Annotated in this window: 22 protein-coding genes and 1 pseudogene; 11 read left to right on the top strand and 12 right to left on the bottom strand. The window is 54.5% G+C overall.

Translation table 11 applies throughout. The features are described from left to right. Nucleotides 1-255 precede the first annotated feature (255 nt). From htpX to ACVKSX_RS02235, 4 genes are all read right to left on the bottom strand, one after another. Nucleotides 256-1,137: a protease HtpX gene (gene htpX / locus ACVKSX_RS02250; protein ID WP_003852678.1), complete on the bottom strand. Its 882-nt coding sequence runs from the start codon at nt 1,135-1,137 to the stop codon at nt 256-258. A 244-nt stretch (nt 1,138-1,381) separates the two neighbouring features. Further along, nucleotides 1,382-3,421, bottom strand: coding sequence for a carboxy terminal-processing peptidase (prc, locus tag ACVKSX_RS02245; RefSeq protein WP_010670770.1), 2,040 nt, complete (start codon nt 3,419-3,421; stop codon nt 1,382-1,384). 19 nt (nt 3,422-3,440) lie between these two features. Then, nucleotides 3,441-4,142 (bottom strand): RNA chaperone ProQ, encoded by a 702-nt coding sequence (gene proQ / locus ACVKSX_RS02240; protein ID WP_010258776.1) that lies wholly within the window; start codon nt 4,140-4,142, stop codon nt 3,441-3,443. Between the two features lie 96 nt (nt 4,143-4,238). Continuing rightward, nucleotides 4,239-4,739, bottom strand: a complete 501-nt coding sequence (locus ACVKSX_RS02235) for a GAF domain-containing protein (protein WP_010258773.1) — start codon at nt 4,737-4,739, stop codon at nt 4,239-4,241. Between the two features lie 214 nt (nt 4,740-4,953). Here ACVKSX_RS02235 and yebS point away from each other — a divergent pair, with 214 nt between their 5' ends. The 3 genes from yebS to rsmF all read left to right on the top strand — a co-directional run bounded on the left by yebS (nt 4,954) and on the right by rsmF (nt 10,389). Beyond that, nucleotides 4,954-6,198 carry a membrane integrity lipid transport subunit YebS gene (gene yebS, locus ACVKSX_RS02230; protein WP_022625536.1) on the top strand — a complete coding sequence of 415 codons (1,245 nt, stop codon included), beginning with the start codon at nt 4,954-4,956 and terminating at the stop codon, nt 6,196-6,198. Further along, complete coding sequence (locus tag ACVKSX_RS02225; RefSeq protein ID WP_354438288.1) at nt 6,167-8,800, top strand: PqiB family protein; 2,634 nt, start codon at nt 6,167-6,169, stop codon at nt 8,798-8,800. Before yebS ends, ACVKSX_RS02225 begins: the two co-directional genes overlap by 32 nt. 161 nt (nt 8,801-8,961) lie before the next feature. Further along, a complete protein-coding gene (rsmF, locus tag ACVKSX_RS02220; RefSeq protein WP_354438287.1) occupies nt 8,962-10,389 on the top strand; it encodes a 16S rRNA (cytosine(1407)-C(5))-methyltransferase RsmF in 1,428 nt (475 codons plus the stop codon). A gap of 1 nt (nt 10,390) precedes the next feature. Here rsmF and ACVKSX_RS02215 read toward each other — a convergent pair. From ACVKSX_RS02215 to ACVKSX_RS02200, 4 genes and pseudogenes are all read right to left on the bottom strand, one after another. Continuing rightward, a pseudogene (locus tag ACVKSX_RS02215) lies at nt 10,391-11,038 on the bottom strand (metallophosphoesterase). Nucleotides 11,039-11,335: 297 nt separating this feature from the next. Next, nucleotides 11,336-11,548 (bottom strand): DUF1272 domain-containing protein, encoded by a 213-nt coding sequence (locus tag ACVKSX_RS02210; RefSeq protein WP_010258758.1) that lies wholly within the window; start codon nt 11,546-11,548, stop codon nt 11,336-11,338. Between the two features lie 135 nt (nt 11,549-11,683). Next, entirely contained in the window at nt 11,684-13,033 is a 1,350-nt protein-coding gene (locus ACVKSX_RS02205; protein WP_010258755.1) for an MFS transporter, read from the bottom strand. 141 nt (nt 13,034-13,174) lie between these two features. Next, complete coding sequence (locus ACVKSX_RS02200; RefSeq protein ID WP_010258753.1) at nt 13,175-15,205, bottom strand: choline transporter; 2,031 nt, start codon at nt 15,203-15,205, stop codon at nt 13,175-13,177. A 255-nt stretch (nt 15,206-15,460) separates the two neighbouring features. Here ACVKSX_RS02200 and betI point away from each other — a divergent pair, with 255 nt between their 5' ends. The 8 genes from betI to ACVKSX_RS02160 all read left to right on the top strand — a co-directional run bounded on the left by betI (nt 15,461) and on the right by ACVKSX_RS02160 (nt 22,415). Further along, complete coding sequence (gene betI, locus ACVKSX_RS02195; protein ID WP_354438285.1) at nt 15,461-16,054, top strand: transcriptional regulator BetI; 594 nt, start codon at nt 15,461-15,463, stop codon at nt 16,052-16,054. A 14-nt stretch (nt 16,055-16,068) separates the two neighbouring features. Continuing rightward, a complete protein-coding gene (gene betB / locus ACVKSX_RS02190; protein ID WP_010670776.1) occupies nt 16,069-17,541 on the top strand; it encodes a betaine-aldehyde dehydrogenase in 1,473 nt (490 codons plus the stop codon). A gap of 23 nt (nt 17,542-17,564) precedes the next feature. After that, on the top strand, nt 17,565-19,247 hold the full coding sequence (betA, locus tag ACVKSX_RS02185) for a choline dehydrogenase (RefSeq protein WP_354438284.1): 1,683 nt from the start codon (nt 17,565-17,567) through the stop codon (nt 19,245-19,247). A gap of 429 nt (nt 19,248-19,676) precedes the next feature. Continuing rightward, nucleotides 19,677-20,027, top strand: a complete 351-nt coding sequence (gene mdtJ, locus ACVKSX_RS02180) for a multidrug/spermidine efflux SMR transporter subunit MdtJ (protein ID WP_010258741.1) — start codon at nt 19,677-19,679, stop codon at nt 20,025-20,027. Beyond that, entirely contained in the window at nt 20,014-20,343 is a 330-nt protein-coding gene (mdtI, locus tag ACVKSX_RS02175) for a multidrug/spermidine efflux SMR transporter subunit MdtI (RefSeq protein ID WP_010258739.1), read from the top strand. The genes mdtJ and mdtI overlap by 14 nt, the downstream gene beginning before the upstream one ends. A 200-nt stretch (nt 20,344-20,543) precedes the next feature. Beyond that, on the top strand, nt 20,544-21,686 hold the full coding sequence (locus tag ACVKSX_RS02170) for an acyltransferase family protein (RefSeq protein WP_354438282.1): 1,143 nt from the start codon (nt 20,544-20,546) through the stop codon (nt 21,684-21,686). 180 nt (nt 21,687-21,866) lie between these two features. Continuing rightward, nucleotides 21,867-22,127: a hypothetical protein gene (locus ACVKSX_RS02165; RefSeq protein ID WP_061901375.1), complete on the top strand. Its 261-nt coding sequence runs from the start codon at nt 21,867-21,869 to the stop codon at nt 22,125-22,127. A gap of 102 nt (nt 22,128-22,229) precedes the next feature. After that, nucleotides 22,230-22,415, top strand: coding sequence for a hypothetical protein (locus ACVKSX_RS02160; protein WP_010258724.1), 186 nt, complete (start codon nt 22,230-22,232; stop codon nt 22,413-22,415). Between the two features lie 97 nt (nt 22,416-22,512). Here the strand turns inward: ACVKSX_RS02160 and ACVKSX_RS02155 are convergent, their stop codons facing one another. The 4 genes from ACVKSX_RS02155 to ACVKSX_RS02140 form a co-directional block, all read right to left on the bottom strand. Next, nucleotides 22,513-22,650, bottom strand: a complete 138-nt coding sequence (locus ACVKSX_RS02155) for a hypothetical protein (RefSeq protein WP_167467432.1) — start codon at nt 22,648-22,650, stop codon at nt 22,513-22,515. 213 nt (nt 22,651-22,863) lie between these two features. Beyond that, nucleotides 22,864-23,886 (bottom strand): alcohol dehydrogenase AdhP, encoded by a 1,023-nt coding sequence (gene adhP, locus ACVKSX_RS02150; RefSeq protein ID WP_354438281.1) that lies wholly within the window; start codon nt 23,884-23,886, stop codon nt 22,864-22,866. A gap of 550 nt (nt 23,887-24,436) precedes the next feature. After that, nucleotides 24,437-24,877 carry a WapI family immunity protein gene (locus ACVKSX_RS02145; RefSeq protein WP_354438280.1) on the bottom strand — a complete coding sequence of 147 codons (441 nt, stop codon included), beginning with the start codon at nt 24,875-24,877 and terminating at the stop codon, nt 24,437-24,439. A gap of 21 nt (nt 24,878-24,898) precedes the next feature. Then, nucleotides 24,899-25,645 (bottom strand): hypothetical protein, encoded by a 747-nt coding sequence (locus tag ACVKSX_RS02140; RefSeq protein ID WP_238697682.1) that lies wholly within the window; start codon nt 25,643-25,645, stop codon nt 24,899-24,901. Nucleotides 25,646-25,872 lie beyond the last annotated feature (227 nt).

Genomic DNA, 25,872 nt, shown 5'->3' with positions numbered 1-25,872 from the left:
AACAGAAAAGGCGACCACCTGACAGAGTGTGACCCGATTCGCTGTAAGGCCGAGCCTTCACAGGGAACCCGGTCAGATCGGAAAGACTTCTGTCATCCATGACGGTCGGCCCGCACCATCCATGGCGCGGGACGCTTTCCTCCTCTGCCCGGGTTCCCTGCATGTTGGGCTAAGATATTGCTGTCAGATTCAGTCTGATTATGGTTTCTAAACAGAAAAGGCGACCCAGGGTCGCCTTTTTTGCTCTGCTTAACGCTACTTCAGATACTGACCGCTGCGCAGTGCTTCAATACGCTTATCTAACGGCGGATGCGACATAAACAGCTCGCTGAACGATTTGCCTTTACCGTTGATACAGAACGCCATCATGCTGCTCGGCTCCTGCGGTTCGTAGCTGGTTTTCAGGCGCTGTAACGCCGCAATCATCTTCTCACGACCTACCAGCTTCGCTGAACCGGCATCGGCATGGAACTCACGGTGACGCGAGAACCACATGGTGATGATGCTGGCGAGAATACCAAACACCAGTTCCAGCACCATCGACACCGCAAAGTAGACCAGCGGGTTGCCGTTGCTGCTCTCCTCACCATCACGGTTGCCGGACATAAAGCCCGCCGCGATCTGCGCCAGAATACGTGAAACGAAAATCACAAAGGTGTTCACCACACCCTGGATCAGCGTCATGGTGATCATGTCGCCGTTGGCGATGTGTGACACTTCGTGTGCCAGCACCGCTTCCGCTTCATCACGGCTCATGTTCTGCAGCAGACCGGTTGAGACAGCAACCAGTGAGGCGTTACGCCGTGCGCCAGTCGCAAAGGCGTTGATGTCAGGTGCGTGATAGATCGCCACCTGTGGCATCGCAATACCCGCCTGCTGTGCCTGACGGCCAATTGTATCCACCAGCCAGCGCTCGGTTTCGTTGCGTGGCTGTTCAATCACTTCACCGCCAACCGATCGCAGTGCCATCCACTTCGACATCAGCAGTGAAACAAACGCACCGCCGAAGCCAAACAGGCCTGCCATGATCATCAGGCCCTGAACACTGCTTGACTGGATCCCTGTCAGGCTGAGAATCAGCCCGAATACCAACATCACAGCCAGGTTGGTCATCAGGAAAAGAGCAATACGCATCATTTTTGTTAATCTTCCTCAGTAGTTCACGCGCCTATACGCGGATCCATATCCTATGGGCATTGGGCTGCTTTTCAAGCAACCTTAACGTTTAAGTGCCTAAAAAGACATAACTTTACATTCTGACACGCCTGATGAGGAGCCCAGCCTTCAGGCACCTTCACCAGCGCTAATCATTGCTTACTGGAAACTTTTCTGAGTACAAAAAAAAGCACCGCTGAGCGGTGCTTTTTCTGGCAACAGCGGATTATTTAGCCGCTGGCGCCTCTGGCTGGGATTTCTCCAGTTGCGCAAGATCGTTAGCTATCTTCACCGTCTCATCAAGATAGGGATCCGGCTCTTTATAATCTTTCGGCAACTCATCCAGATTTTTCAGCGGTTTTTTGCCTTCGGCCTGATAGCGCGCGTTGATCCGCTCCAGACGAGACGCATCATCTTCGTGGTTCTCTTTCTCGCGCTGAGCGAGATTAAGCGACACGATGTTGCGCTTATCTTTCAGGGCATTGTAACGGGCAATGTCCTTCATGATGTACTGGAACTCGCGATCCTGAGCAATGCGGTCAGCATGCTGCTTAGTCAGCTGCACTACCAGCGGTTTCACATCACCGGTTTTGACATAGGTCGCCGCTTTGATGCTGTCCCACGGCAGTGCGTTATCCTCAAATTTCTCACCGGTTTCAGCCGCTTCAACGCCGGTTGGCATCAGCAGATCCGGCGTGACGCCTTTACGCTGTGTACTGCCGCCGTTAATGCGATAGAACTTCTGAATAGTGTAAGAAACGGAGCCTAACGCAGGCCACTCCGGACGCAGCATCTGATCGTAGATGCGGTTCAGAGAGCGATACTGCTGAACGGTGCCTTTACCAAAGGTTGGCTCGCCAACAATCACCGCGCGACCGTAATCCTGCATCGCGGCAGCAAAGATCTCAGAAGCTGAGGCGCTGAAGCGATCGACCAGCACCACCAGCGGTCCTTTGTAGTAGACAACGCCGTCGTTATCGCTGTCTTCACGAACCCGACCATTGTTGTCGCGTACCTGAACCACCGGACCACTCGGAATAAACAGACCGGAAAGCGAGACTGCTTCGGTCAGCGCGCCGCCGCCGTTGGTACGCAGATCGATCACCACACTGTCGACGTTCTGTTTCTGCAGTTTCTGCAGCTGTACTTTCACGTCGTCGGTGAGGCCGACATAGAAACCAGGAATATCGAGCACGCCCACTTTCTGCTTGCCGACATTTTTGATGGTCAATTTAACCGCGCGATCTTCCAGACGGATTTTCTCACGCGTCAGCGTCACAGTACGGGTTTTAGTACCCTTACCGGCTGGCAGAACTTCCAGGCGCACTTTGCTGCCCTTAGGTCCTTTAATTTTTGCCACGACATCATCCAGACGCCAGCCGATCACATCTTCCATCGGCTTGCCTGGCTGACCCACACCGACGATGCGATCGCCAACGGTAATGGCTTTGCTTTTCGCGGCCGGGCCGCCTGCGACCATCGAGTTGATCACCGTATAGTCGTCATCCATCTGCAGAACCGCACCGATGCCTTCCAGTGACAGGCTCATTTCGGTGTTGAACTGCTCGGTGTTACGCGGCGACAGATAGCTGGTGTGCGGATCGATTTCGCGGGCAAAAGCGTTCATCACCAGCTGGAAAACATCTTCACCGTTGCTCTGGGCCAGACGACGGATAGCGAAGTTGTAACGCTTGGTCAGAACGTCGCGGATCTCGTTATCATCTTTACCCGCCAGCTTCAGACTCAGCTGATCATATTTGACCTTGGCATCCCACAGCGCATTCAGTTCAGACTGATCTTTCGGCCAGGGTGCTTTCGCGCGGTCAATGTCGATAGTGTCATTGCCGCTGAAATTCATCGGACGAGCCAGCACCGTCAGCGCATATTGATAGCGCTCAAAACGGCGTTTCTGCGCCAGATTATAAATATCGTAAAAGAGATCCAGCTTGCCACTGCGCAGCTCATCGCCGACGGTGGTTTTTTTGCTGGCAAACTGCGCCACATCTGACGCCAGCAGCACATTGTGGCTGTAGTCGAGCATGTTCAGATAGCGATCAAAAATTTTCGCTGAAAAGTTCTGATCCAGGTCGAACTGGCGATAGTGGGAACGGGTAAAGCGCGAGGTTACGCGCTCACTGACCGTCGGATCCTGCGGATCTTCGTGAAGCTGGGGAATCTGATCGGCGCGGGTAATGTTCTCCGCGCCGAAGGTTGGGCCTGCTAATAGCAGGCCCGCAATAAGTCCAACTTTAAAAAGGGTGTTCATGCCGGGGTTAGCCTCCGTTTCAGAACTGCAAGTGTTCTGCGCGCACAATCATTGCCATGCCGGAAGCGAGCTGGACCCGAACGCCGTCTTTTGATACTTCAAGAACGGTAGCGTCCATCGCACTTTTGCCTGCTTTAACTTTAATACTCTGGCCGGGTTGCAAAGTTGAGGTATCAGTGATGGGTCGGGCTTCCTGCTCCGGACGTGGGGCTGGCTTGCGATGCTGTGAGGCGGTCGCACGCGGTGCAGTGGTCTGCGGACGCGGTTTACGCGCGGCTTCGCCTTCTGCAGGCTTACGTGCCGCGGGCTTGCGTGGACGACGCGGTGCCGCGCCCTCTTCGCTTTCGCCTGCTTCACGACGCGCGGCGCGCTGCTGGTCACGCTGCGCCTGGACGCGTGCTTTCGCTTCTTCCAGTTGCTTGCGTGCATGCTCAACGTGTTGCTCATCCAGCACGCCACAGGCGTTACCGTCGAGATCGACACGGATAGCACCGGCTTTGATGCCGTACAGATAACGCCAGCTTGACGTATAGAGACGCAGCGCGGAACGCAGCTGTGTTTTGCTCAGACCCATTTCGCCCTGAACACGCTCGACCAGATCCTGAAAGATACCGATTTTGAGCGGACGCGCTTCACCTTCAGCGCTAAAGCAGTGCGGAAAGCGCTCCGCCAGAAAAGTGATGACTTCTTTACTGCTATTCAACTTAGGTTGATTTTCCATGAAATTTCCTGATTACAACGGGTTTGCCGACCAGCGCAGGCATGAACAGGCGACATTATAATGACAACATCGCTAAATGCCATGTGATCCAGTCGATTAGCTGCGCGTCAGCTGCAGATATTTTTCTAAGTCGCTGTTCGCAAGCACTTCACAAAGCCCATCAGTCAGTGTGACCAGCCCCGATTCGTCGTCGCTGTCAAAGCGATTGTACGCCACGCTGTCGATGTCCAGCACCCCAACCACAGTGCCATTCACTTTCAGAGGAATCACAATCTCAGCATTGCTGGCAGCGTCACAGGCGATGTGGCCCGGGAAGGCATGCACATCATCTACGCGTTGCACTTTTTCTTCTGCCAGCGCCGTGCCACACACACCTTTACCGACCGGAATGCGCACACAGGCGATTTTGCCCTGGAACGGGCCCAGCACCAGCGTATCCGCTTCCGTCAGCAGGTAGAAACCAGCCCAGTTCACGCCATCGAGACGTTCGTACAGCAGCGCGCTAAAGTTTCCCATCGCGGCGAGGAACGCCGTTTCTCCCGCCAGTAAGGCGCGCATATCGCGATTCAAATCGGCGTAAAAGGCAGTTTTGTTCATTATTCAACCGTTACCAATGACATCTGAACGGGGCATTAAAGACCGTTCGTTAAAAATAAGTTTTAAATATCCAGAGCCACAAGGTGAATCATAGCGTTAGTTGCTATACCCTTAGCATTCTGTGGATCGAAGCGTGATGCCCGAGACAGGCACACAGACAATGTCTTTATGACCGATATCTGTTACTTCTGAAGAGCGAAGATTGCATCACCCTATGAAAATTCACGCTATCAGCCAGACATTGCCTCACGCACGTTATCAGCGTTGCCCGCAATGCGATACCCTTTTTTCCTTACCGGATGTGAAATCGCATCAGTCGGCACATTGCCCACGCTGTAACGCCGAAATTCTCAGTGGTCGCGACTGGCCGATGACCCGTCTTATGGCGATGGCCGCCACCATGATTGTGTTAATGCCCTTTGCTTTCTCCCTGCCGCTGGTAGATATCCGGCTGCTTGGCATGCGCATCAATGCCAGCGTACTGGAAGGCATCATCCAGATGACCCAGCAGGGTGATGTACTGACGGCCTCAATGGTGGCGTTCTGCACCATCGGCGCGCCGGTGACGCTTGTGGCGGGTATCTGTTATCTCGGTATCGGCCACCGGCTGGGCATGAACCTGCGTCCCGTGCTGCTGATGCTGGAGAAGCTGAAAGAGTGGGTGATGCTCGATATCTATCTGATCGGCATCGCCGTGGCGTCAATTAAAGTGCAGGACTATGCTTCGCTTGAGATTGGCTACGGGCTGGCGGCTTACATCGCCCTGACGGTGCTGAGCGTGCTGACACTGATCCATCTGAATATGGAGCAGCTGTGGGAGCATTTCTACCCACAGACGCCTGGCAATATGGCCCGTGACGATATGCAGGTCTGCCTGAACTGTCACAACACCAGCATACCCGATGAACGGGGCCGCTGCCCGCGCTGCCATACGCCGCTCGACTTCCGACGCCGCCATAGCCTGCAGAAATCCTGGGCCGCGCTCATCGCATCGATTGTGCTGTTGATCCCCGCAAATCTGATGCCGATCTCCGTGGTCTACCTTAATGGCTCACGGCGTGAGGACACCATCTTCTCCGGCATCCTGGGGCTGGGCGAAGGCAATATTCCGGTGGCGGCGATTGTTTTTATCGCCAGTATTCTGGTGCCGTTTATCAAGGTGCTGGTGATGCTGACGCTGCTGCTCAGCATTCATTTTCGCTGTGAACAGGGGCTGAGAACCCGCATTCGCTTGCTGCGGTTTGTCACCTGGGTTGGCCGCTGGTCAATGCTCGATCTGTTTGTCATTTCGTTAACCATGTCGCTGGTCAACCGTGATCAGCTGCTGGCTTTTACCATGGGACCGGCGGCGCTGTTTTTTGGCGCGGCCGTCATCCTGACCATTATGTCTGTTGAGTGGCTGGACAGCCGCCTGCTCTGGGATGCACATGCAACAGGAAACGCCGACTACACCGACTAACGCAACGCTGCGCAATAAGCGCAAAATTTCGCCCTTCTGGCTGCTGCCGATTATTGCGATGCTGATCGCCTGCTGGCTGCTCTGGACCAATTATCAGGAGCGCGGCACCACCATCACCATCAATTTCCAGACGGCGGATGGTATCGTGCCGGGTCGCACCCCGATCCGCTATCAGGGCGTGGAAGTGGGCACCGTGCAGGGCATTAATCTCAGTGATGATTATCGCAGCATTCAGATTAAAGCCAGCATCAAAAGCGACATGCGCGATGCGCTGCGTGAAGATACGCAGTTCTGGCTGGTGACGCCTAAAGCCTCGCTGGCGGGTGTGTCGGGGCTGGATGCGCTGGTCGGCGGCAACTACATCGGGATGATGCCGGGTAAAGGTAAACCCAGCGAGTCGTTCACCGCGCTGGATACGCAGCCCAAGTATCGGGTGAATACCGGCGAATTGATGATCCATCTGCATGCGCCCGATCTCGGCTCGCTCAACACCGGCTCGCTGGTCTATTACCGCAAAATTCCGGTTGGCCGGGTCTATGACTACAGCATTAACAGCAAATCCGATGGCGTGTCGATTGATGTGCTGATTGACCGTCGCTTTATCAATCTGGTGAAAACCAACAGCCGTTTCTGGAATGTGTCAGGCATGAATGCTGACGTCAGCCTGAGCGGGGCTAAAGTGCAGCTGGAGAGTCTGGCGGCGCTGGTCAATGGCGCGATCGCGTTTGACTCGCCACAGGGTGCGGAAACGGCCAAAGCTGAGCAGAATTACCGGCTCTACCCCGATCTGGCACATAGTCAGCGCGGCGTGCAGATCACACTGGATCTGCCTAACGGCAACAATCTCAAGGCGGGCAGCACCCCGCTGATGTATCAGGGACTGGAAGTCGGCACGCTGACCAAACTGAACCTGCAGGATGGCGGCAAGGTCACCGGCGAGCTGACGATTGATCCCTCTGTTGTCGGTCTGATGCGCAGCGGCACCCGCATTGAGATGCACAGTCCGAAAATCAGCCTGACGGATACCAGCCTCAGCGCGCTACTGACCGGCAACACGCTGGAACTGGTGCCGGGTGAAGGCGAGCCGCAGCAGCACTACACCGTGCTGGCGTCCAATGAGACTCTGCTGCAGAAGCCCAATGTACTGACGGTAAAACTCAGCGCGCCAGAGAGCTATGGTATCGATCAGGGCCAGCCGCTGATGCTGCACGGCATGCAGATTGGTCAGGTGATGTCGCGTACGCTGGATGAAAATGGCGTGAATTTCGTGGTGGCGGTCAATCCTGAAAATCGCAATCTGGTGCATGGCGACAGCAAATTTATCGTCAACAGTCGGCTGGATGTGAAGTTCGGTCTTGATGGCATGCAGGTATTAGGTGCCAGCGCCCGTGAATGGGTGGATGGCGGTATCCGGCTGGATCCGGGCAAAAAGGGTGAGCCAAAAAGTGCTTACCCGCTGTTTGCGGATGCTGAAAAAGCGGAAGAAGGCATTACCGGCGATGGCCCTTCTACCACGCTGATGCTGACCGCCAACAGTCTGCCTGACGTGCAGGCCGGCTCTGTCGTGCTTTACCGCAAATTTCAGGTGGGTGAGATTGTCAAAGTCACGCCACGCGCTAACGCCTTTGATATTGCGGTACATATTCAGCCGGAGTATCGCAAGCTGCTGACCAGCGAAAGCGTGTTCTGGGCTGAGGGTGGCGCACGCGTCAGCCTTAACGGCAGCGGCCTGACGGTGCAGGCATCGCCGCTTAACCGCGCGCTGAAAGGCGCGATCAGTTTCGACAATATGAGTGGTGCGCAGTCGGCCAAAGGGGCCAAACGCGTCCTCTATCCGTCTGAAACCGCCGCCCGCGCGGTGGGTAGCCAGATTACGCTGCACACCTATGACGCCAGCAAGCTCTCTGCCGGGATGCCGATTCGTTACCTGGGTATTAATGTCGGCCAGGTGGAGTCACTGTCGTTAAGCAAAGATAACAATCAGGTGGTGGCGAAAGCGGTACTCTATCCGGAGTATGTCAACGATTTCGCCCGTCTCGGCAGCCGTTTCTCGGTGGTCTCACCGGAGATTTCCGCTACCGGCGTGAATCATCTGGAAACCCTGTTGCAGCCTTACGTCAACGTGGATCCCGGTAAAGGTGGCGCCGCGCGCACGTTTGAGCTGCAGGAGAGCACCATTACCGATTCCCGCTACCTTAATGGCCTGAACATTTATGTTGATGCCACTGAGGCCGGCTCACTGTCGCTGGGTACGCCGGTGCTGTTCCGTGGTGTGGAAGTGGGTACCGTGACCGGCACCTCATTGGGTAATATGGCGGATCGTGTGCAGATCGCCCTGCGCATCAGTAAGAAGTACCAGCATCTGGTGCGTAATAACTCGGTGTTCTGGCTGGCATCCGGCTATAACCTGGACTTCGGTCTGGTGGGTGGCGTAGTGAAAACCGGGACCTTCCAGCAGTTTATTCGCGGTGGCATTCAGTTTGCGACGCCGCCGACGGTGCCGCTGGCGCCGCAGGCCAACCCGGATAAACATTTCCTGCTGCAGGATGAAGCGCCGAAAGATTGGCGTAACTGGGGAACGGCGATCCCGTCTCCGCGCTAAAGGCTATCTCAAACGGGCAGCCTGGCTGCCCTTTTAGGCGTTTAAAGTCAGCACCGGCTCAGGGATCATACGCCTTATTCACTCCCTCAAACGGGCAGCCTGGCTGCCCGTTTCCTTTCCTCATGATACACTGCCGCCTTTGCCTTAACTGGAATGTGCCCGTGTCAGATGCTTCTTCGCTTTTCCCCGCCGATTTTCTCTCGTTAATTCGCCAGAGCCTGCCCGATGAGGCGAGCCTCGCGCAATTTATTGCCTACAGTCAGCAACCCCTGCGCCGCAGTATTCGCGTCAATACCCTGAAGATCAGCGTGGCTGACTTTCTGAGTCAGACGGCTAATTATGACTGGAAGCTGACGCCGGTGCCGTGGTGCGAAGAGGGATTCTGGATCAGTCGGGAAGATGAGAGCCTGCCGCTAGGCAGCGTGGCTGAGCATCTCAGTGGCCTGTTCTACATTCAGGAGGCCAGCTCCATGCTGCCGGTGACCGCGCTGTTTGATGCTCAGTCAGAGGTCAGCGCCGTGATGGATATGGCGGCGGCACCGGGTTCTAAAACGACCCAGATTGCTGCGCGGATGGGCAATCAGGGCGTTATCCTGGCTAACGAATTCTCCTCCAGCCGGGTAAAAGTATTGCACGCCAATATCAGCCGCTGCGGCGTCAGCAACAGTGCCATAACGCACTTTGACGCGCGGGTCTTCGGGCCAGCCCTGCCGGAACAGTTCGACGCCATCCTGCTCGACGCCCCCTGCTCCGGCGAAGGGGTGATTCGCAAAGATGCTGATGCGCTGAAAAACTGGTCGCTGGCAAGTACGCACGAGATCGCCGCGACCCAGCGCGATCTGCTCGACAGTGCCTTTCACGCCCTCAAACCCGGCGGCACGCTGGTTTATTCCACCTGCACCCTGAATCAGATTGAGAATCAGCAGGTCATTGCCTGGCTGCTGGAGCGCTATCCGGACGCTGTTGAGGTTGTAGCACTCGATGGTCTGTTTGAGGGTGCCGGACAGGCCGCGACGCCCGAGGGCTATCTGCATGTCTTCCCGCAGATGTTCGACAGCGAAGGCTTTTTCGTTGCCCGGCTGCGTAAAACCGCGTCGGTCGAGCCCTTACCGCTGCCGGGCTACAAAGTGGGTAAATTGCCCTTCTCCCACCTCAGCCGCAAGCTGGAAAGTGAGATAGCCCAGGCCGCCGCCGCTGTCTCTCTTAAATGGGATGCGTCGCTGGAACTGTGGCAGCGTGATAAAGAGATCTGGCTGTTCCCGAAGGCCGTCACCCCGCTGCTGGGCAAAGTGCGGTTCTCGCGCATCGGCCTGAAGCTGGCAGAAACCTTTGCTAAAGGCTATCGCTGGCAGCATGAAGCGGTAATTGCGCTGGCAAAACCGGATGCGGCGCAGACTTTTGAGCTCACCGCAGCAGAGGCGGAAGAGTGGTATCGCGGCCGGGATATCTACCCGGAAACGGAACCTACCCGTAATGAGATGATTGTCACTTATCAGCAGCAGCCGCTGGGGCTGGCTAAAAAAGTCGGCAGCCGTATCAAGAACAGCTATCCGCGGGAGCTGGTTCGCGACGGACGCCTGTTTCGCTGAGTCACTTTATTTTCACCATCGTCAGATGATTGCCAAACACTGCGCCGGTATCGATGTAATGCAGATTGGCAATCGTCAGCGGCTGTTTCAGCGGCGTGTGTCCGAAGTAAAAGGCGTCTGCGCCACGGATGCCCGCCCGTTCGCCTGACTCCATCGCCTCCAGCCGCTGACGGCTCCAGACCACCTGCTGCCAGTCGAGTGGCTTATTCAACGCATATTCCCGGGCCGGATAATCAGCATGAGCAATCACAATAATTCGCTCATCGAGCTGCAGATGGAGAATCAGCGGCAGCTCACGGCAACGCTGCAACGCGTGACGCGCCGCAATCAACGCTGCACCACGCAGCCGAAAGAACCAGTCGCCACCGTTCATCTGCCAGAGCGCCATTTCCTGCCCCTGTAGTGCTCAAAGCGCCATCTCCTCATGATTCCCCCGCACGCAGCGAAACCAGGGCTCCTCCAGCAGCGCCAGACAACCCAGGCTGTCGGGACCGCGATCGATGATGTCACCCACCGAAATCAGTAAGTCCTGCTGCGGGTCAAACTGATGCTGCTGCAACAGCGCATCCAGTTCGCGCCGGCAACCATGCAGATCGCCGACCACCCAGATCCGTCGCCACGCTGCGCCATTCAGTGATTGGTAAAACATCGCTGCACCCGGCCTTTGTCTGCTGAAAACTTCTTCAGAGTATAGTCAGGGCTGACCCTGTACTGGCATGACGCGCTGGAAAGCAGAATGCAAAGGAGGCTGGCAACAAGGAAGCAAGGAAGCAAGGGAGCAAGGAGGCCGGGCGAAGCGATTAAAGAGAGATGAAAGGTACGTCCCTCCCGGCGCTTATCTCCGGCACTCAGTAAAGGTGGTAGCTCTGTCAGGGACGAAATACATCATAATGCGATCAGGCGCGCCAGGCTATTCTGCCCCAACCATATCTGTAGTCATTTGGGATCAGCTACGCATTTTAGCCGGATATTTCTGCAGTTTCTCTGCCGGACGCACCGGGCGGCGCACCAGCTCACCGCCGCAGTTAGGGCAAAGATGAGTGAGATGCTCAGCACAGTCAGCGCAGAAAGTGCATTCAAACGAGCAGATGCGTGCCGCCAGAGAAGATGGCGGCAGATCAACGTCGCAGCGTTCACAATTGGGGCGAAGTTCCAGCATGGTGTGACTCCTCAAAAAAGCGGTATGCGCCAGCTTCGCGGTTGCTGACCCGAATGTCGAGCCAGCAACCGGACAAGAGTGTGTCAGATCCGGACATCCTGCTTTAACGGTGCAGTCAGCGGTGCTTTGCCGCTGCTATTTGTGCCGCTGATCCTCAGGAAGGTCATCGGGCAAATCCTCTTCGTCAGCTGTGTCATCGAACTCAGCACTCTCCTCTTCCGGCTCCTGACCGCCCATCGACGCATGAATCACCTCCTCTTCCAGCGTCGGGATCAGCGCGGCACCCAGTGGCGAGGTCGCCAGACTGTCAGGCATCACCACATGCGGCAACGGTACTTCGGTCGTCGGAAGCGGACCCGGCGCACGCACATAACTCAGTCCGCCAATCACCAGCGCACAGAGCATAAAGAAGAGATAGAGCATATTACTGCCCAGCGGCTGCATCAGCGCACCGACCACCAGCGGGCCGATACTGGCGCCAATACCAAACGCCATCAGCAGACAGGCGGTTAACGAGACACGACGATCGGCGGCGACCTGATCGTTGGCCAGCGCCACCTGCAACGGATAGAGCGCAAACTGCATCATGCTGGCGGCAAAAGCGATGCCAATCATCCAGTGGAAGGTCAGATGTGGCAGCACCACCAGCGGCACGCAGGCCACGGCAAAGAGCATGGCAATAATGAATAACAGCCGCTGGCGGTCGTAGCGGTCAGAGAGCCAGCTCAGCGGAAACTGCGACACCAGTCCGGCAAAAATCGTGAGACTCATAAAATAACCGGTCTGGCTGGTGGTGAAGCCTTTGCTGCTGCCATAAACTGGTGCCAGGCCATAGAACGCGCCAATCGCCATGCCGGTCACCAGGGTGGTGCCGAGCAGTTTGGGAATGGTGCGGATAAAATAGCCCAGTTCCATCGGCGCCGGTGTCATGGGCCGGACGTGAGTGCGGGTGGTCAGTGCAATCGGCACCAGACAGAGCGCGAAACAGAGCGCCACAATCAGCAGCGTGCTCACGCCAAACCCCGATTGCAGGCTCAGTATCACCTGTCCGCCACTGAGTCCAAGGTAGGTGGCGACCATATAGAGGCCGAAAATCATGCCGCGCTGGGAAGATTCCGCCTGATCGTTGAGCCAGCTCTCCAGCACCATGTACTGGCACATCATGCAGAGCCCGATAATCAGACGCAGAAAGACCCACAGCGGAATAAAGTCCGTCAGCCCGTGACCTACAACCGAGGCGGTAATGATCCCGGCACAGGCCACGTAGGCACGGATATGGCCGACGCGGGCAATCAGGTTGTGCCCCACTTTGCCGCCAATCACCAGCCCGATATAGTTGGCCGCAATAATCGCGCCGATCAGCGCACCATTAACCTGCTCACTGGCCAGCCGCAACGAAACGTAGGTAGTCAGTAAACCGGAACCCAGCAGCATCAGAAGCGTAGTGGTATAGAGCGGCAGAAACGTACTGAATATTTTTCCCATATGACTCCCTGTCTACGCTTTTCAGGCATCAGGCCAGCAAAGCCCTAAAGATAGTCGATTTCGGCAGGTGAAGCGGTATTGTTCATGACGACGGTAGCGAAAAAAAAGCCCGCCAGCAATTGCTCACTGACGGGCCCTGATTTAAGCGCTTGGGAAGCTGATGTTGCTGCCCGGCGCTTCACGGTTGAGATGGATGAAGTTCAGGTGTCGCTCATACTGATCCAGTATGTCGATGATCACCTGCTCTTTGCTGTAATCCATTAAGTCGTTACCCTGACTGCCCTCCATCAGGAAGGTTTCCAGCCGGTAGTAGGTCGACTTACCGCTGCGGGCGCGATAGGTAAAGCCCGGAATCGAATATTGCTGCGGCCAGACCTGATAGATAAAGTCCTGCTCCTCGCCCAGATGGACGCGCAGATCCAGATAGCCAATCGGGTTGCTTTCATCCGCCTCAACGCTCTCCAGCGTGACCCGGCCATCCCGCAGCTCCAGCTCTTTCGCCACTTCCTGCATCGCCGGATAGATGGTTTTTTCCATCATCTGCTGGGTATAACGCGAGCCAGGGTAGTTCATCAGGCGCGACAGACGCTTCTTCCAGGTCAGGCGATCGGTCGCATGAGCCAGATAGGGCGCGGTGTCGCGCGTGGCGCTGGCCCGACGGTGATCTTCAATCTTCAGGGATTTAAACAGCCCCGCCATGACAAAGAAGATAACAAAGCTGAACGGCAGCCCCATGATCACCGTAGTGTTTTGCAAGGCAGTGATACCGTTGGTCATCAGCATGCTCAGGGTCAGTACCCCAATCGCCACAGACCAGAAGATACGCAGCCAGTTCGGTGCATCACTGTTGATGTCTTTCAGGCGCGAGGTGAAGTTACCCAGCACCAGCGAGCCGGAATCCGCCGAGGTGACGTAGAACAGCATACCGGTGATCGTCGCGACCGAGGCGCTGAGTTTAAACGCCGGATACTGCGCCAGCAGGCTGTAGAAGCCGCGCTCCGCATGGTTCATCACTTCCTGCGCAAACTCCGTATTACCATGGATGATCTGATACAGCGCGGCATTACCGAACACTGACAGCCACAACAGCGTAAAGGTGAACGGAATAATCAGCGTGCCCAGCACGAACTCACGGATGGTACGACCACGTGAGATACGCGCCAGGAACAGGCCGACGAATGGCGACCAGGCCACCCACCACGCCCAGAAGAAGAGCGTCCAGCTGTTCATCCACTGGGTCGGACGATCAAAGGCAAAGGTATTGAGCGTCATGCCCATGAAGCGGTTGATGTAATCCCCGACGTTCAGCACCAGCGCATTCAGCAGGAACTCGGTGTTGCCGAAGAACAGCACAAACAGAATCAGGCCCAGCGCCATCACCACGTTCAGCTCAGAGAGAATACGGATCCCTTTATCGACGCCCGACGTGACAGAAATGGTGGCGATCACCACGGAGAGGACAATCAGCGCGGCCTGCGCGGTCAGGCCTTCCGGGATATCAAACAGCACTTTGAGGCCATAGTTAAGCTGCACGACCCCGATGCCGAGCGTGGTGGCGATACCAAAGATGGTGCCGACCACGGCGGCGATATCTACGGTGTGGCCAATCGGGCCATAGATGCGTTTACCAAAGATAGGATAGAGCGCTGAACGGATGGTGAGCGGCAGGTTATAGCGATAGCTGAAGTAGCCCAGCGCGATGCCCATCAACGCATACATTGACCAGCCGGTCAGTCCGTAGTGGAACAGCGTCCAGACCATCGCCTGGCGGGCCGCTTCCATCGTCTGCCCTGCCCCCTCCGGCGGCTGCATATACTGCGTCACCGGCTCGGCGACCGAGAAGAACATCAGGTCGATGCCGATGCCGGCGGCGAACAGCATGGCAGACCAGCTAAGGACGCTGAACTCGGGTTTGGAGTGCTCAGGCCCGAGCTTGATCGAACCAAAGCGTGAGCAGGCCATATACAACACAAAAACAATATAGAGCGTGGCAGCCAGCATGTAGTACCAGCCGAAGGTGGCGGAAACCCAGTTTACCGCCTTGAGGATCCAGCTCGCGGCCAGTTCACTGTAGAGAATCGTCACAAGTGAAAACGTCAGAATCAATCCGGCAGAGGTATAAAATACAACGGGATTGAGTCTGTCTTTTTCACCGGCAGGTGGATTATTCATCGGTTACCTCTGGTTAATGTCCTGAAAATACGCAATGGATAAGTCTTGCCGTCCACGGCTTTCCGGCCTTGCGGCCCTGTTTCGTTCTGTCACTTCCTGTTAATCGCTCAGGCAAACCAGCCTATTTTAGCACTCATTGCCGTTTCGCTTTCGCTACATTTAAAGAACAGCATCCTAACAAAGTTTCTTTTTATATTGAACGTGCAATCAAAAAAAGTTTAAATAGGGGCTCGATTTGAGGGTGGAGCTGGAGCTATGCCAAAGGTAGGGATGCAGCCGATACGTCGTCGGCAACTGATTGATGCGACCCTGAGCACGATTAATGAAGTGGGGATTAATGATGCCACTATCGCCCAGATCGCCCGTCGGGCGGGGGTATCCACCGGCATCATCAGTCACTATTTCAAGGATAAGAACGGCTTACTGGAAGCCACGATGCGTGATGTGACGCGTCAACTGCGGGAGGCGGTACTGTCGCGGTTAGAACCGCTGGCCGGTGCCTCTGCAGAACAGCGGTTGTGTGCCATCGTTGAGGGTAATTTTGATGATACCCAGGTGCACACGGCAGTGATGAAAGCCTGGCTCGACTTCTGGTCGAGCAGCATGCATCAGCCCCAGCTTAATCGCCTGGAGCGGGTCAGCAGCCGGCGGCTCTACTCAACGCTGGTGGTTGAATTCCGGCGTGAACTGTCGCTCGAGAAGGCACGTCTGGCCGCACACGGGCTGGCTGCCCTGATAGATGGTCTGTGGCTGCGCGCCGCGCTGAGCGGTAAGCCATTTAACCCGAACATCGCCCTCACACTGACCACCCAATTCATCCGTCAGCAACTGGCTGGCGAGCACGAATAACGGAAGGAGAAAACATGTCCCGATTCACCGAGCAGAAACTCTACATCGATGGCGCTTATGTTGCCGCAGCGTCTGGCGAAACGTTCCAGACGATTAACCCGGTCAACGGCGAAGTGCTGGCAGAGGTTCATGCCGCCGGCCAGGAAGATGTCAATCGCGCCGTTGCTGCCGCCAGAAAAGGCCAGAAAGTCTGGGCCGCGATGACCGCCATGGAGCGCTCGCGCATCCTGCGTCGCGCCGTCGATATTCTGCGTGAGCGTAATGATGAGCTGGCAGAGCTGGAAATGCTCGATACCGGTAAGCCTTACAGCGAAACCTCAGCGGTCGATATTGTCACCGGCGCAGACGTACTGGAGTATTACGCCGGTCTGGTTCCGGCGCTGGAAGGTCAGCAGATCCCACTGCGTGAAACCTCCTTTGTTTACACCCGCCGCGAACCGCTGGGCGTGGTAGCTGGTATCGGTGCCTGGAACTACCCGATTCAGATCGCCCTGTGGAAATCCGCGCCTGCGCTGGCAGCGGGTAACGCGATGATTTTCAAACCGAGTGAAATGACCCCGCTCACTGCCCTGAAGCTGGCGGAAATTTACACCGAAGCGGGCCTGCCGGATGGCGTGTTCAACGTGCTGCCGGGCATCGGTTCGGTCACCGGTCAGTTGCTCACTGAGCATCCTGGCATCGACAAAGTCTCCTTTACCGGTGGCGTCGTCAGCGGCAAAAAAGTGATGGCCAATGCAGCAGGTTCAACGCTGAAAGAGGTCACCATGGAACTGGGTGGTAAATCACCGCTGATCATCTTTGATGATGCCGATCTCGATCTGGCCGCCGACATCGCCATGATGGCGAACTTCTACAGCTCCGGTCAGGTCTGCACCAACGGCACCCGCGTCTTCATTCCTGCAAAACTGCAGGCCGCATTCGAGGCGAAAATCAGCGAACGCGTTGCCCGCATTCAGGCAGGCGATCTGCGTGACCCGGCGACCAACTTTGGTCCGCTGGTCAGCTTCAGCCATCGCGACAATGTGATGCGTTATATCGAATCCGGCATCGCTGAAGGCGCACGCGTACTGTGCGGCGGCAAACGTCTGACCGGTGGCGATTTCGACCAGGGTGCCTGGGTTGCACCAACCGTATTCACCGACTGCCGTGATGAGATGAAGATTGTGCGTGAAGAGATCTTCGGACCTGTCATGTCGATCCTGAGCTACGAAAGTGAAGAAGAAGTGATCCGCCGCGCCAACGACACCGAATTTGGTCTGGCCGCCGGACTGGTGACGCAGGATCTCAATAAGGCGCACCGCGTGATTCATCAGATCGAAGCAGGTATCTGCTGGATTAATACCTGGGGCGAATCGGCCGCAGAGATGCCAGTGGGGGGTTACAAGCACTCCGGCATTGGCCGTGAGAATGGCCTGATGACGCTGCAGAGCTACACCCAGGTGAAGTCAGTGCAGGTTGAGCTGACGCGTTTTCAGTCAGTCTTTTAATCACTTAACCTGAGGAACGATGAATGGAATTTGATTACATTATTATTGGAGCCGGATCCGCAGGAAACGTTCTGGCTACCCGTCTGACCGAAGAGAGCAACGTGACCGTCCTGTTGCTGGAAGCGGGCGGCCCGGATTACCGCTTTGATTTTCGCACCCAGATGCCTGCTGCCCTCGCCTTCCCGTTACAGGGCAAGCGCTATAACTGGGCTTATGAAACCGAGCCAGAGCCTTACATGAACAATCGCCGCATGGAGTGTGGTCGCGGTAAAGGTCTGGGCGGTTCATCACTGATTAACGGCATGTGTTATATCCGCGGCAATGCGATGGATCTCGATAACTGGGCCAGCGAACCTGGGCTGGAGAACTGGAGCTATCTGGACTGCCTGCCCTACTACCGTAAAGCGGAAACCCGCGATATCGGCCCGAACGATTTCCACGGCGGCGACGGCCCGGTTTGTGTTGCGACGCCTAAAGCGGGCAATAACGTTCTGTTTGAAGCGATGATTGAGGCGGGCGTGCAGGCAGGTTATCCGCGCACTGACGACCTTAATGGCTATCAGCAGGAAGGTTTCGGTCCGATGGATCGTACCGTCACACCAAATGGTCGTCGCTCCAGCACCGCGCGTGGCTATCTCGATATGGCCAAAGGCCGCGCCAACCTGAAGATCATCACGCATGCCACCACCGATCGCATCATCTTCGATGGCAAGCGTGCGGTCGGCGTGGAGTACCTGCAGGGCGACAGCAACACCATCAACAAAGTGACCGCGCGCCGTGAAGTGCTGCTGTGTGCCGGCGCTATCGCCTCGCCGCAGATCCTGCAGCGTTCTGGCGTGGGTTCTCCTGAGCTGCTGAAACAGTTCGACATCCCGCTGGTTCACGACCTGCCGGGCGTGGGTGAAAACCTGCAGGACCATCTGGAGATGTATCTTCAGTATGAGTGTAAAGAACCGGTCTCAATCTATCCGGCTCTGAAGTGGTGGAATCAGCCGAAAATCGGTGCGGAGTGGATGTTTAACGGCACCGGTATTGGTGCCAGCAACCAGTTTGAAGCGGGTGGCTTTATCCGCAGCCGCGAAGAGTTCAGCTGGCCGAACATTCAGTATCACTTCCTGCCGGTGGCGATTAACTACAACGGTTCCAACGCGGTTGATGCCCACGGCTTCCAGTGTCACGTTGGCTCGATGCGTTCTCCAAGCCGCGGTCATGTACGCCTGAAGTCACGCGATCCGCGTCGTCATCCGGCCATTCTGTTTAACTACATGTCGCATGAGCAGGACTGGCATGAGTTCCGCGATGCGATTCGCATCACGCGCCAGATCATCAATCAGCCAGCACTGGATAAGTACCGTGGCCGTGAAATCAGTCCGGGACTGGATTGCCAGACAGATGAGCAGCTGGATGAGTTCGTGCGTAACCACGGCGAAACCGCTTATCACCCGTGCGGCACCTGTAAGATGGGTAACGACCCGATGTCCGTCGTTGATGGCGAAGGTCGTGTGCATGGACTGGAAGGCTTACGCGTGGTCGATGCGTCGATTATGCCGCTGATCATCACCGGTAACCTGAACGCCACCACTATCATGATTGGCGAGAAGATTGCCGATAAGATTCGTGGGCGCGATCCGTTGCCACGCAGCACCGCCGCTTACTATGTCGCAGGTGATGCACCCGTTCGCACGGTTCCGCAGCGCGCTGAATGATACGTGACAGCGTCACTTAATAATAGCCGGGCACTTTTGTTGCCCGGCTATTTTTTTCATTCCGGTTTACCACAGATCCTTTTCCACATGTCACCCTTTTCAAATCATCAAACCTTAACAGACATCAAACAAAGCAGCATCTGCTGTTGATTTGGTGATGTGCAGAATGCTATAAATCCAGCGTCTATTTAACCGGAGGCACTATCCGTCCACTGATGAGAAGCAACAATGTGGATGTGTTGTAAATTTTATGAGCAGAATGTTCATGTCAAACCCCCTGCATTCCCCCTCTTGCCTTTCTGGCTGGAACGCCGCCGATCAGCACTGGCGTAACGCCCTGTAGTCCCCTCACCACTTCGAACTGTTCTGAGTCTGCCCGCACATTGTGCGTTGTTGCAGGTCGTCCTTTATCGTTGCTGGAGAGCACCCATGCGCGCCTGGGTATTATTATCACTCGCTATTGTTACTGAAATTATTGGTACCCTTTTTATGAAATGGTCCAGCCTCAATGGCAGCCATTCCGGCTACCTGATGATGCTGGGCATGATTGCCTGTTCTTATATTCTGCTGAGTTTCGCCATTAAACGTATCGCCCTGGGCGTGGCTTATGCGCTGTGGGAAGGTATCGGCATCATGCTGATTACGTTATTCAGCGTGCAGCTGTTTGGTGAAACGCTGTCAGCGCTGAAAATCTGTGGGCTGGTGACGCTGATCGTCGGAATTGTGTTGATCAAAACCGGCACCCAATCATCAGCGGAGGTTAATCATGCTCATCGCTGATCTTGTTCATGCGTCCTGGCTGGCGCTGGCTATCGTGCTGGAAATTGCCGCCAACATATTCCTTAAATATTCTGATGGGTTTAAGAAACCGCTGTACGGTCTGCTTTCACTTTGCTGTGTCCTGCTCGCATTCAGCGCACTCGCTCAGGCGGTCAAAGGTATCGATCTCTCGATCGCCTATGCGGTCTGGGGCGGTTTTGGGATTATCGCCACTGTCGCGGCCGGATGGGTGTTGTTTGGCCAGCGGCTGAACCGCAAAGGCTGGGCCGGCCTGACCCTGCTGCTGGCCGGTATGATCCTGTTAAAACTGGCCTGATCGGCCATCTCAATCAGTGATATTGATTAAGGGTGTGCCACTGCACGCCCTTAACTTCCTGTGCTTTCCCGCCCTGTTTCGGTTGATTTTTCCCTCTTACCTGTGCTCGGAATCTTCTTACTTTTGTAAAGGCCCGTTTACATATCTGTTGCCTTGAGGCTTAGTGAGCGCCGAAGGTCGGATAAAAACGAGGAATAGTTATGTCTGCAACACGAGGTTGGTCTACGGAGCTGGAGGGATTACGCGGCATCGCTTCTCTCTGGGTATTAGTTGGCCATATCAGCTTACTGGTTCATTGCCACATCACGCTTATTTCATCCCCTGGCATCGGGGTCGATCTGTTTATTCTGTTATCGGGTTATCTGATGGCGAAAAACTACGTCGAGCGTCAGCAGAAAGAGCCGTGGCAGAGTACAGAGACCATTAAGAAGTTCTGGATCCGGCGCTTCTTCCGCATCGCCCCGCTCTACTATCTGCTGTTAATCATCGCCCTGATTTATGGCCCGTGGTTTGGCGAGATGCGTGACACCATTGCTCATTTCTATTCCGGCACCGCCACTGAGTCGTCGCGTTACAATGACCAGTCGCTGGCAAACATCCTGACCCACTTCAGTTTCCTGTTCGGCCTGCTGCCCGAATATGGTTTTAATACTGTACTGCCTGACTGGAGCATCGGGCTGGAGATGCAGTTCTATCTGCTGTTCCCGTTCATCATGCTGGTGACGCTGCGCTATGGTTATGCCGCCTCGCTGATTGGCATCATGGCGCTCTGCTGCGCTGGCCGGTATGTGCTGGCAGATTATTATGAGGCGTTTGAGATGCCTTCAATGATCCTGATAAAGCTGAATATGTTCCTGTCGGGGATGCTGCTGGCCGAGGCGATTCGCCGTAAATCCCTGCTCTACGTCGCTTTTGCGCTGCTCGGCCCGGTTGCCAGCGTGGCGATGGGCCTGGGCGCGATTAAGCTGCAGGTGATTATGGAGGCGCTGATGATCGTCGGTATGACGGCGATTCTGTGGCAATACCCGCAGGGCAGCCTGATGGCAACGCTGATTGCTCTGCCGCGTAAGCTGCTGAACAACCGTCTCAGCACCTGGCTGGGCGACGTGTCGTTTTCTGTCTACCTGCTGCATCTGCTGATTGTAATCCCGCTGATCGCACTGCTGCTCAATCACACCGACATTGAGTTTAAGAGCGACATGATGCGCTTCCTGATTGTCTGCGTCTCTGCCATCCCGGTGACCTATGCGCTGGCCTCTTTACTCTATAAGTATGTTGAGAAGCCCGGCATTCAGATTGGTAAGCGCGTGCTGAAGCCGAAGCTGGCCGATCAGACCAGCTGAGTTTTTAAGGCAGGCCATCCCTTTCTTAAAAGCCCCTGACTTCGGGGCTTTTTTTTGCCAGGTAAAGCGCAATTGGCTGTGATAACGAGCCTGCTAAGGCATTGATTAAGCCCGTCGCCAGCACACCCGCTGAGGTGAACTACACTTTGCCGGTTAGCAATCTGACTCAGAGGAGAGAACATGAGCATTCAGCATCTGCTGCTATCCACCGACGGTGGCGCAGTGATCATTGAAGCAGAACAACTCGAAAGTGAGCTGGTTATCCCGCCCCACCTGCAGACCCTGACCGGCGGTGAAGCTGAAAGCGATACCGGCCATCGGGTGGCGGTAACAAAGCACTACTGCAAGGGACGCTACTATGCGGTTGCCCTTGATCGTCATGCGGCCAGCAATGAAATTGACGACGTGATCGACCTGCTGCATCCGGCCCCGCTCGATTAGTCTTTGTCAGACCGAACCCGTACATGTTCCGCTGAACTGCTGGCGGGAAAGCTCAGTATTGCCGGTGTGCGGCATTTACCTATTCAGAAGAGGATAAGCATTATGCAAAAGAAGAAGTGGTTTGTTTCTTACGTGATTAAGCCCAAAGGTGAAAATCATGTCACGACTCACGCCTTTATCGAGGGCGACGATGTCGAGGAGGCGCTGGAAGCCTTTATGTTCGAAACCAAAAAAAGCCTGTCGCTGGAAACCGAAGAGCTGACTCTGCTTTCGGTGAGCCTGGTGTAGACTCTGATTAACCTCGCGATTGCGGGGTTTTTTATGTCCTGTATCAGGATCAGTTATCTATTTATATTATTTATAATTTCCCTGGTGCGGCACTCAGTTACTTACTGGGATAAGGCCAGGCGTGATCCACGCCAGTTGATGACAGCAGACCGGTAATAGCCAGATACGCCAGTATCAGGACAAACAGCACAATCGCTGCAATTTCAATGGATTTGAGTAAGTGATGCTTAGCCATAAATAACCCTCCTTCAGATGTGTGTAATCAGACTTCACCCCATAAACTATAATGTTACCGGTAAAGTTCAAGTGAAAATCACATCATGAAACATAAAGCCGCGCTTATTAATGCTTTAACCGAATGTGCTCTTACGCATTCAGAGGGAGAGAACTGGCCTTACAGGCATAAAAAAGCCCGCACGGCGCGGGCTTCTGCGATTATCAGCACGGATTATTCAGCAGACTGACCGCTAAAGTCGATTACCATCCTGCCGCGGATCTTGCCCTGAATCATCTCATCGAAGATGGCATTGACCTCACCAATCTTCCTTTTGGTCACCTTCGGCACCACCTTCCCTTCTGCCGCAAACTGGAAAGCTTCCGCCAGATCGTTACGCGTCCCGACCAGCGATCCCACTACCTGGATGCCATCGAGCACCAGACGCGGAATATTCAGGCTCATCGCTTCCGGCGGCAGTCCGACAGCCACTACCCGACCACCGGCCCTGACCGCATCGACAGCAGAGTTAAACGCTGCTTTGGCAACGGCCGTTACCACAGCCGCATGCGCCCCACCGGTTTGTTCCTGAATAAAGCGAGCCGCATCTTCGCTGGCCGAGTTTACAACCAGGTCGGCGCCCATCTCTTTCGCCAGTGCCAGTTGCCCATCACTCACATCAACCGCGATCACTTTGGCGTTAAAGACATTTTTCGCATACTGCAGGGCGAGGTTTCCCAGCCCGCCAAGACCGTAAATCGCCAGCCACTGACCCGGTTTTACCTCGGACACTTTCACCGCTTTATAGGTGGTGACACCAGCGCAGGTGACACTACTGGCGGCGTAGGGATCAAGCCCGTCGGGGACTTTGACCGAATAGTCTGCAACGACGATAAACTCTTCAGCCATACCGCCATCGACGGTATAACCGGCATTGACGACCTCTCTGCAGAGCGTTTCGTTACCGGAGTTACAGTATTGACAGTGCCCACAGCCCTTAAAGAACCATGCCACGCTGGCACGATCGCCTGGCTTGAGTGAGGTCACATCTGGCGCGACTTCCTCAACAATACCGATACCTTCATGACCCAGCGTCACGCCGGTTTTATCACCGAAATCCCCGTTCTTCACATGCAGATCGGTATGGCATACGCCACAGCATTCCATCCTGAGCCGTGCTTCGCCCGTTTTGAGAGGACGCAGCGTCTTCTCAACCACTTCAACCTTGTGTTCACTGTTAGCAATTGCCGCTTTCATAAACGATGCTCCTTTTGATTGAAGCTTTAAGGATAAGCCAAACCGCGGTGATGACAAGATGACAGGTAAGCTTTGGGTGCGAGGCTGGCAGGGTTGTTTCTGCTATTGTGAATGGGGTGGGTTTTTGGGTTGGAGGCCGGACACCTTAAACCAGTAGGGTTATTTTGCGTTCGCTTTTCAACCCAAATTTTAAGCTCACTAATATGTCAGGATTTTATCAACACCATCGGTTAAATTTAATATACACATAAGAAACTACAATAACCCATGCAAAACTAAGAAGTGCTGCATACTGCGGAACAAAGCAGATGAAGATATACACGCCAGCCACAATAACTGCAGAAGGAACTAAATAGAAAAATGACTGAATCAGCCATAAAATAGCACGCTTCATTTATTCAGAATCCCATATAGAGCATCAGCAATTTTCCCCTGCCTGGCAGTACAGGTGCTGATACTGCCGCGTCGAATATAGCATGTACGAAAAATACTGAATTAAAATCCATTCTACGCCCGAATTTTTCAGTAAAAATTTTCAATGGCGAAATCTTTAATTCTGCCATTGAATCATTTCATCCAGCCTCTTCAGAATGTCAGGGAAATAGCTTTCATTAAGGCCAAAGCTGCCTTTAACCTGAACGCTGTCGGCATGAGGCTCCGGTCGAAGGATAAAATCAATAGTTACGCTATCAATAGTATTTTCATTTGTCAGTATCATATCAAGCTGATGAATATCGCTCTGATATTTAAACGACTTTAACTTTTTCTGTGCAATTATCGCCTGATGAAAAGCTGAAAATTCTTTCTTCAACATTTTCAACTCTCCAACAGTGAACTCAGTCTTAAACGCCACCTTCAGTCCGCTTACCGAGAATTCTATCCAGGACTGTATCCAATCCCAGTGATGGTTAACCGGATCGACTTCGTTATCAACAACCCGTTCAAAAGGCGACACCGCAAAAACGAATTCTTCATCTCTGATATCAAACATATGTACGTTCCTGTCGGTTAATCAAAAATACCTAAAATGAGTTATCATCCAATCTGATACCCTTACCACAACCTCAAGAGTGTACTTCTTATACTCAGTGATATTTTTCTTACGGTGTAATTTAGACATTTCCGTTTCATAACGATACATACCCTCTCCGTTGCGAGGATCGGCCATGCGTCTGCCATAGCGGATAGCTCTTTCCTGAATATGTAACGGAACATAGCGACCCGGCTCATACATGTGCCTCGCCGCTGTTTCGGTCATTTTCAGGTTACACGCCGATAAACCCGTTTTTAACCTGGCACGCAGGAACATTATTGTTGCCTGGCTGAGTCTGGCACTTATAGCAGCTCGTGTACCAGCCTCCAATAATGCGCGGCCAGCGCGGAAAATTCGAAATACACCAAACGCAAGAAGCGCTATGTCTGTAGGATCAATCAGTGGCGTTTCGAGAGGTGCCTCTTCAAGTCGAACAAAATGCCCCTGCACATCGTATATCTGCCACAGACCGGGAGCCTGAGCCACAGAATAACCAATGCACATGCCGCTGGACTCATCCAGCACCGGCTGTGCGTTTCGTGGCAGCACACGTGGTCTCAATTCAAAAAATACGTTGCCCGATAGTGGTGACTGAAATGTGTAATATCTGCCAGGTTCTGTGATTGCATTCCCTGCATTCATTATCGTTCCCTCATTTTCATGTGACTTAATAGAGTGCCACAGGATAGTAGAGCGGTCATTACCGAGTACTGCAACGCCGTTCACTCAGCAAACTTCTCTCGCACGGGCTGCACAGCCTATACCTGATGCTCCTGGCAGGGCTTCAACCATGAGTAAAACAGGTGGCAGATTATGGCCACGGTGTCCCTTTCATAGAGAGGTAATAAAGCAGGGTTGTAACTTATATGAATAGGAAAAATGGCAATGACATAATGGAATGGCGTCTTGCAGAAGAGTGGAGAAGAACACAACGGAAAAAGACTAAGTTATTG

The sequence above is a fragment of the Pantoea sp. PvP021 genome, from assembly GCF_054056055.1.
The sequence above is the reverse complement of the archived record's forward strand: the minus strand, read 5'-3'. Positions and strand labels throughout refer to the sequence as shown.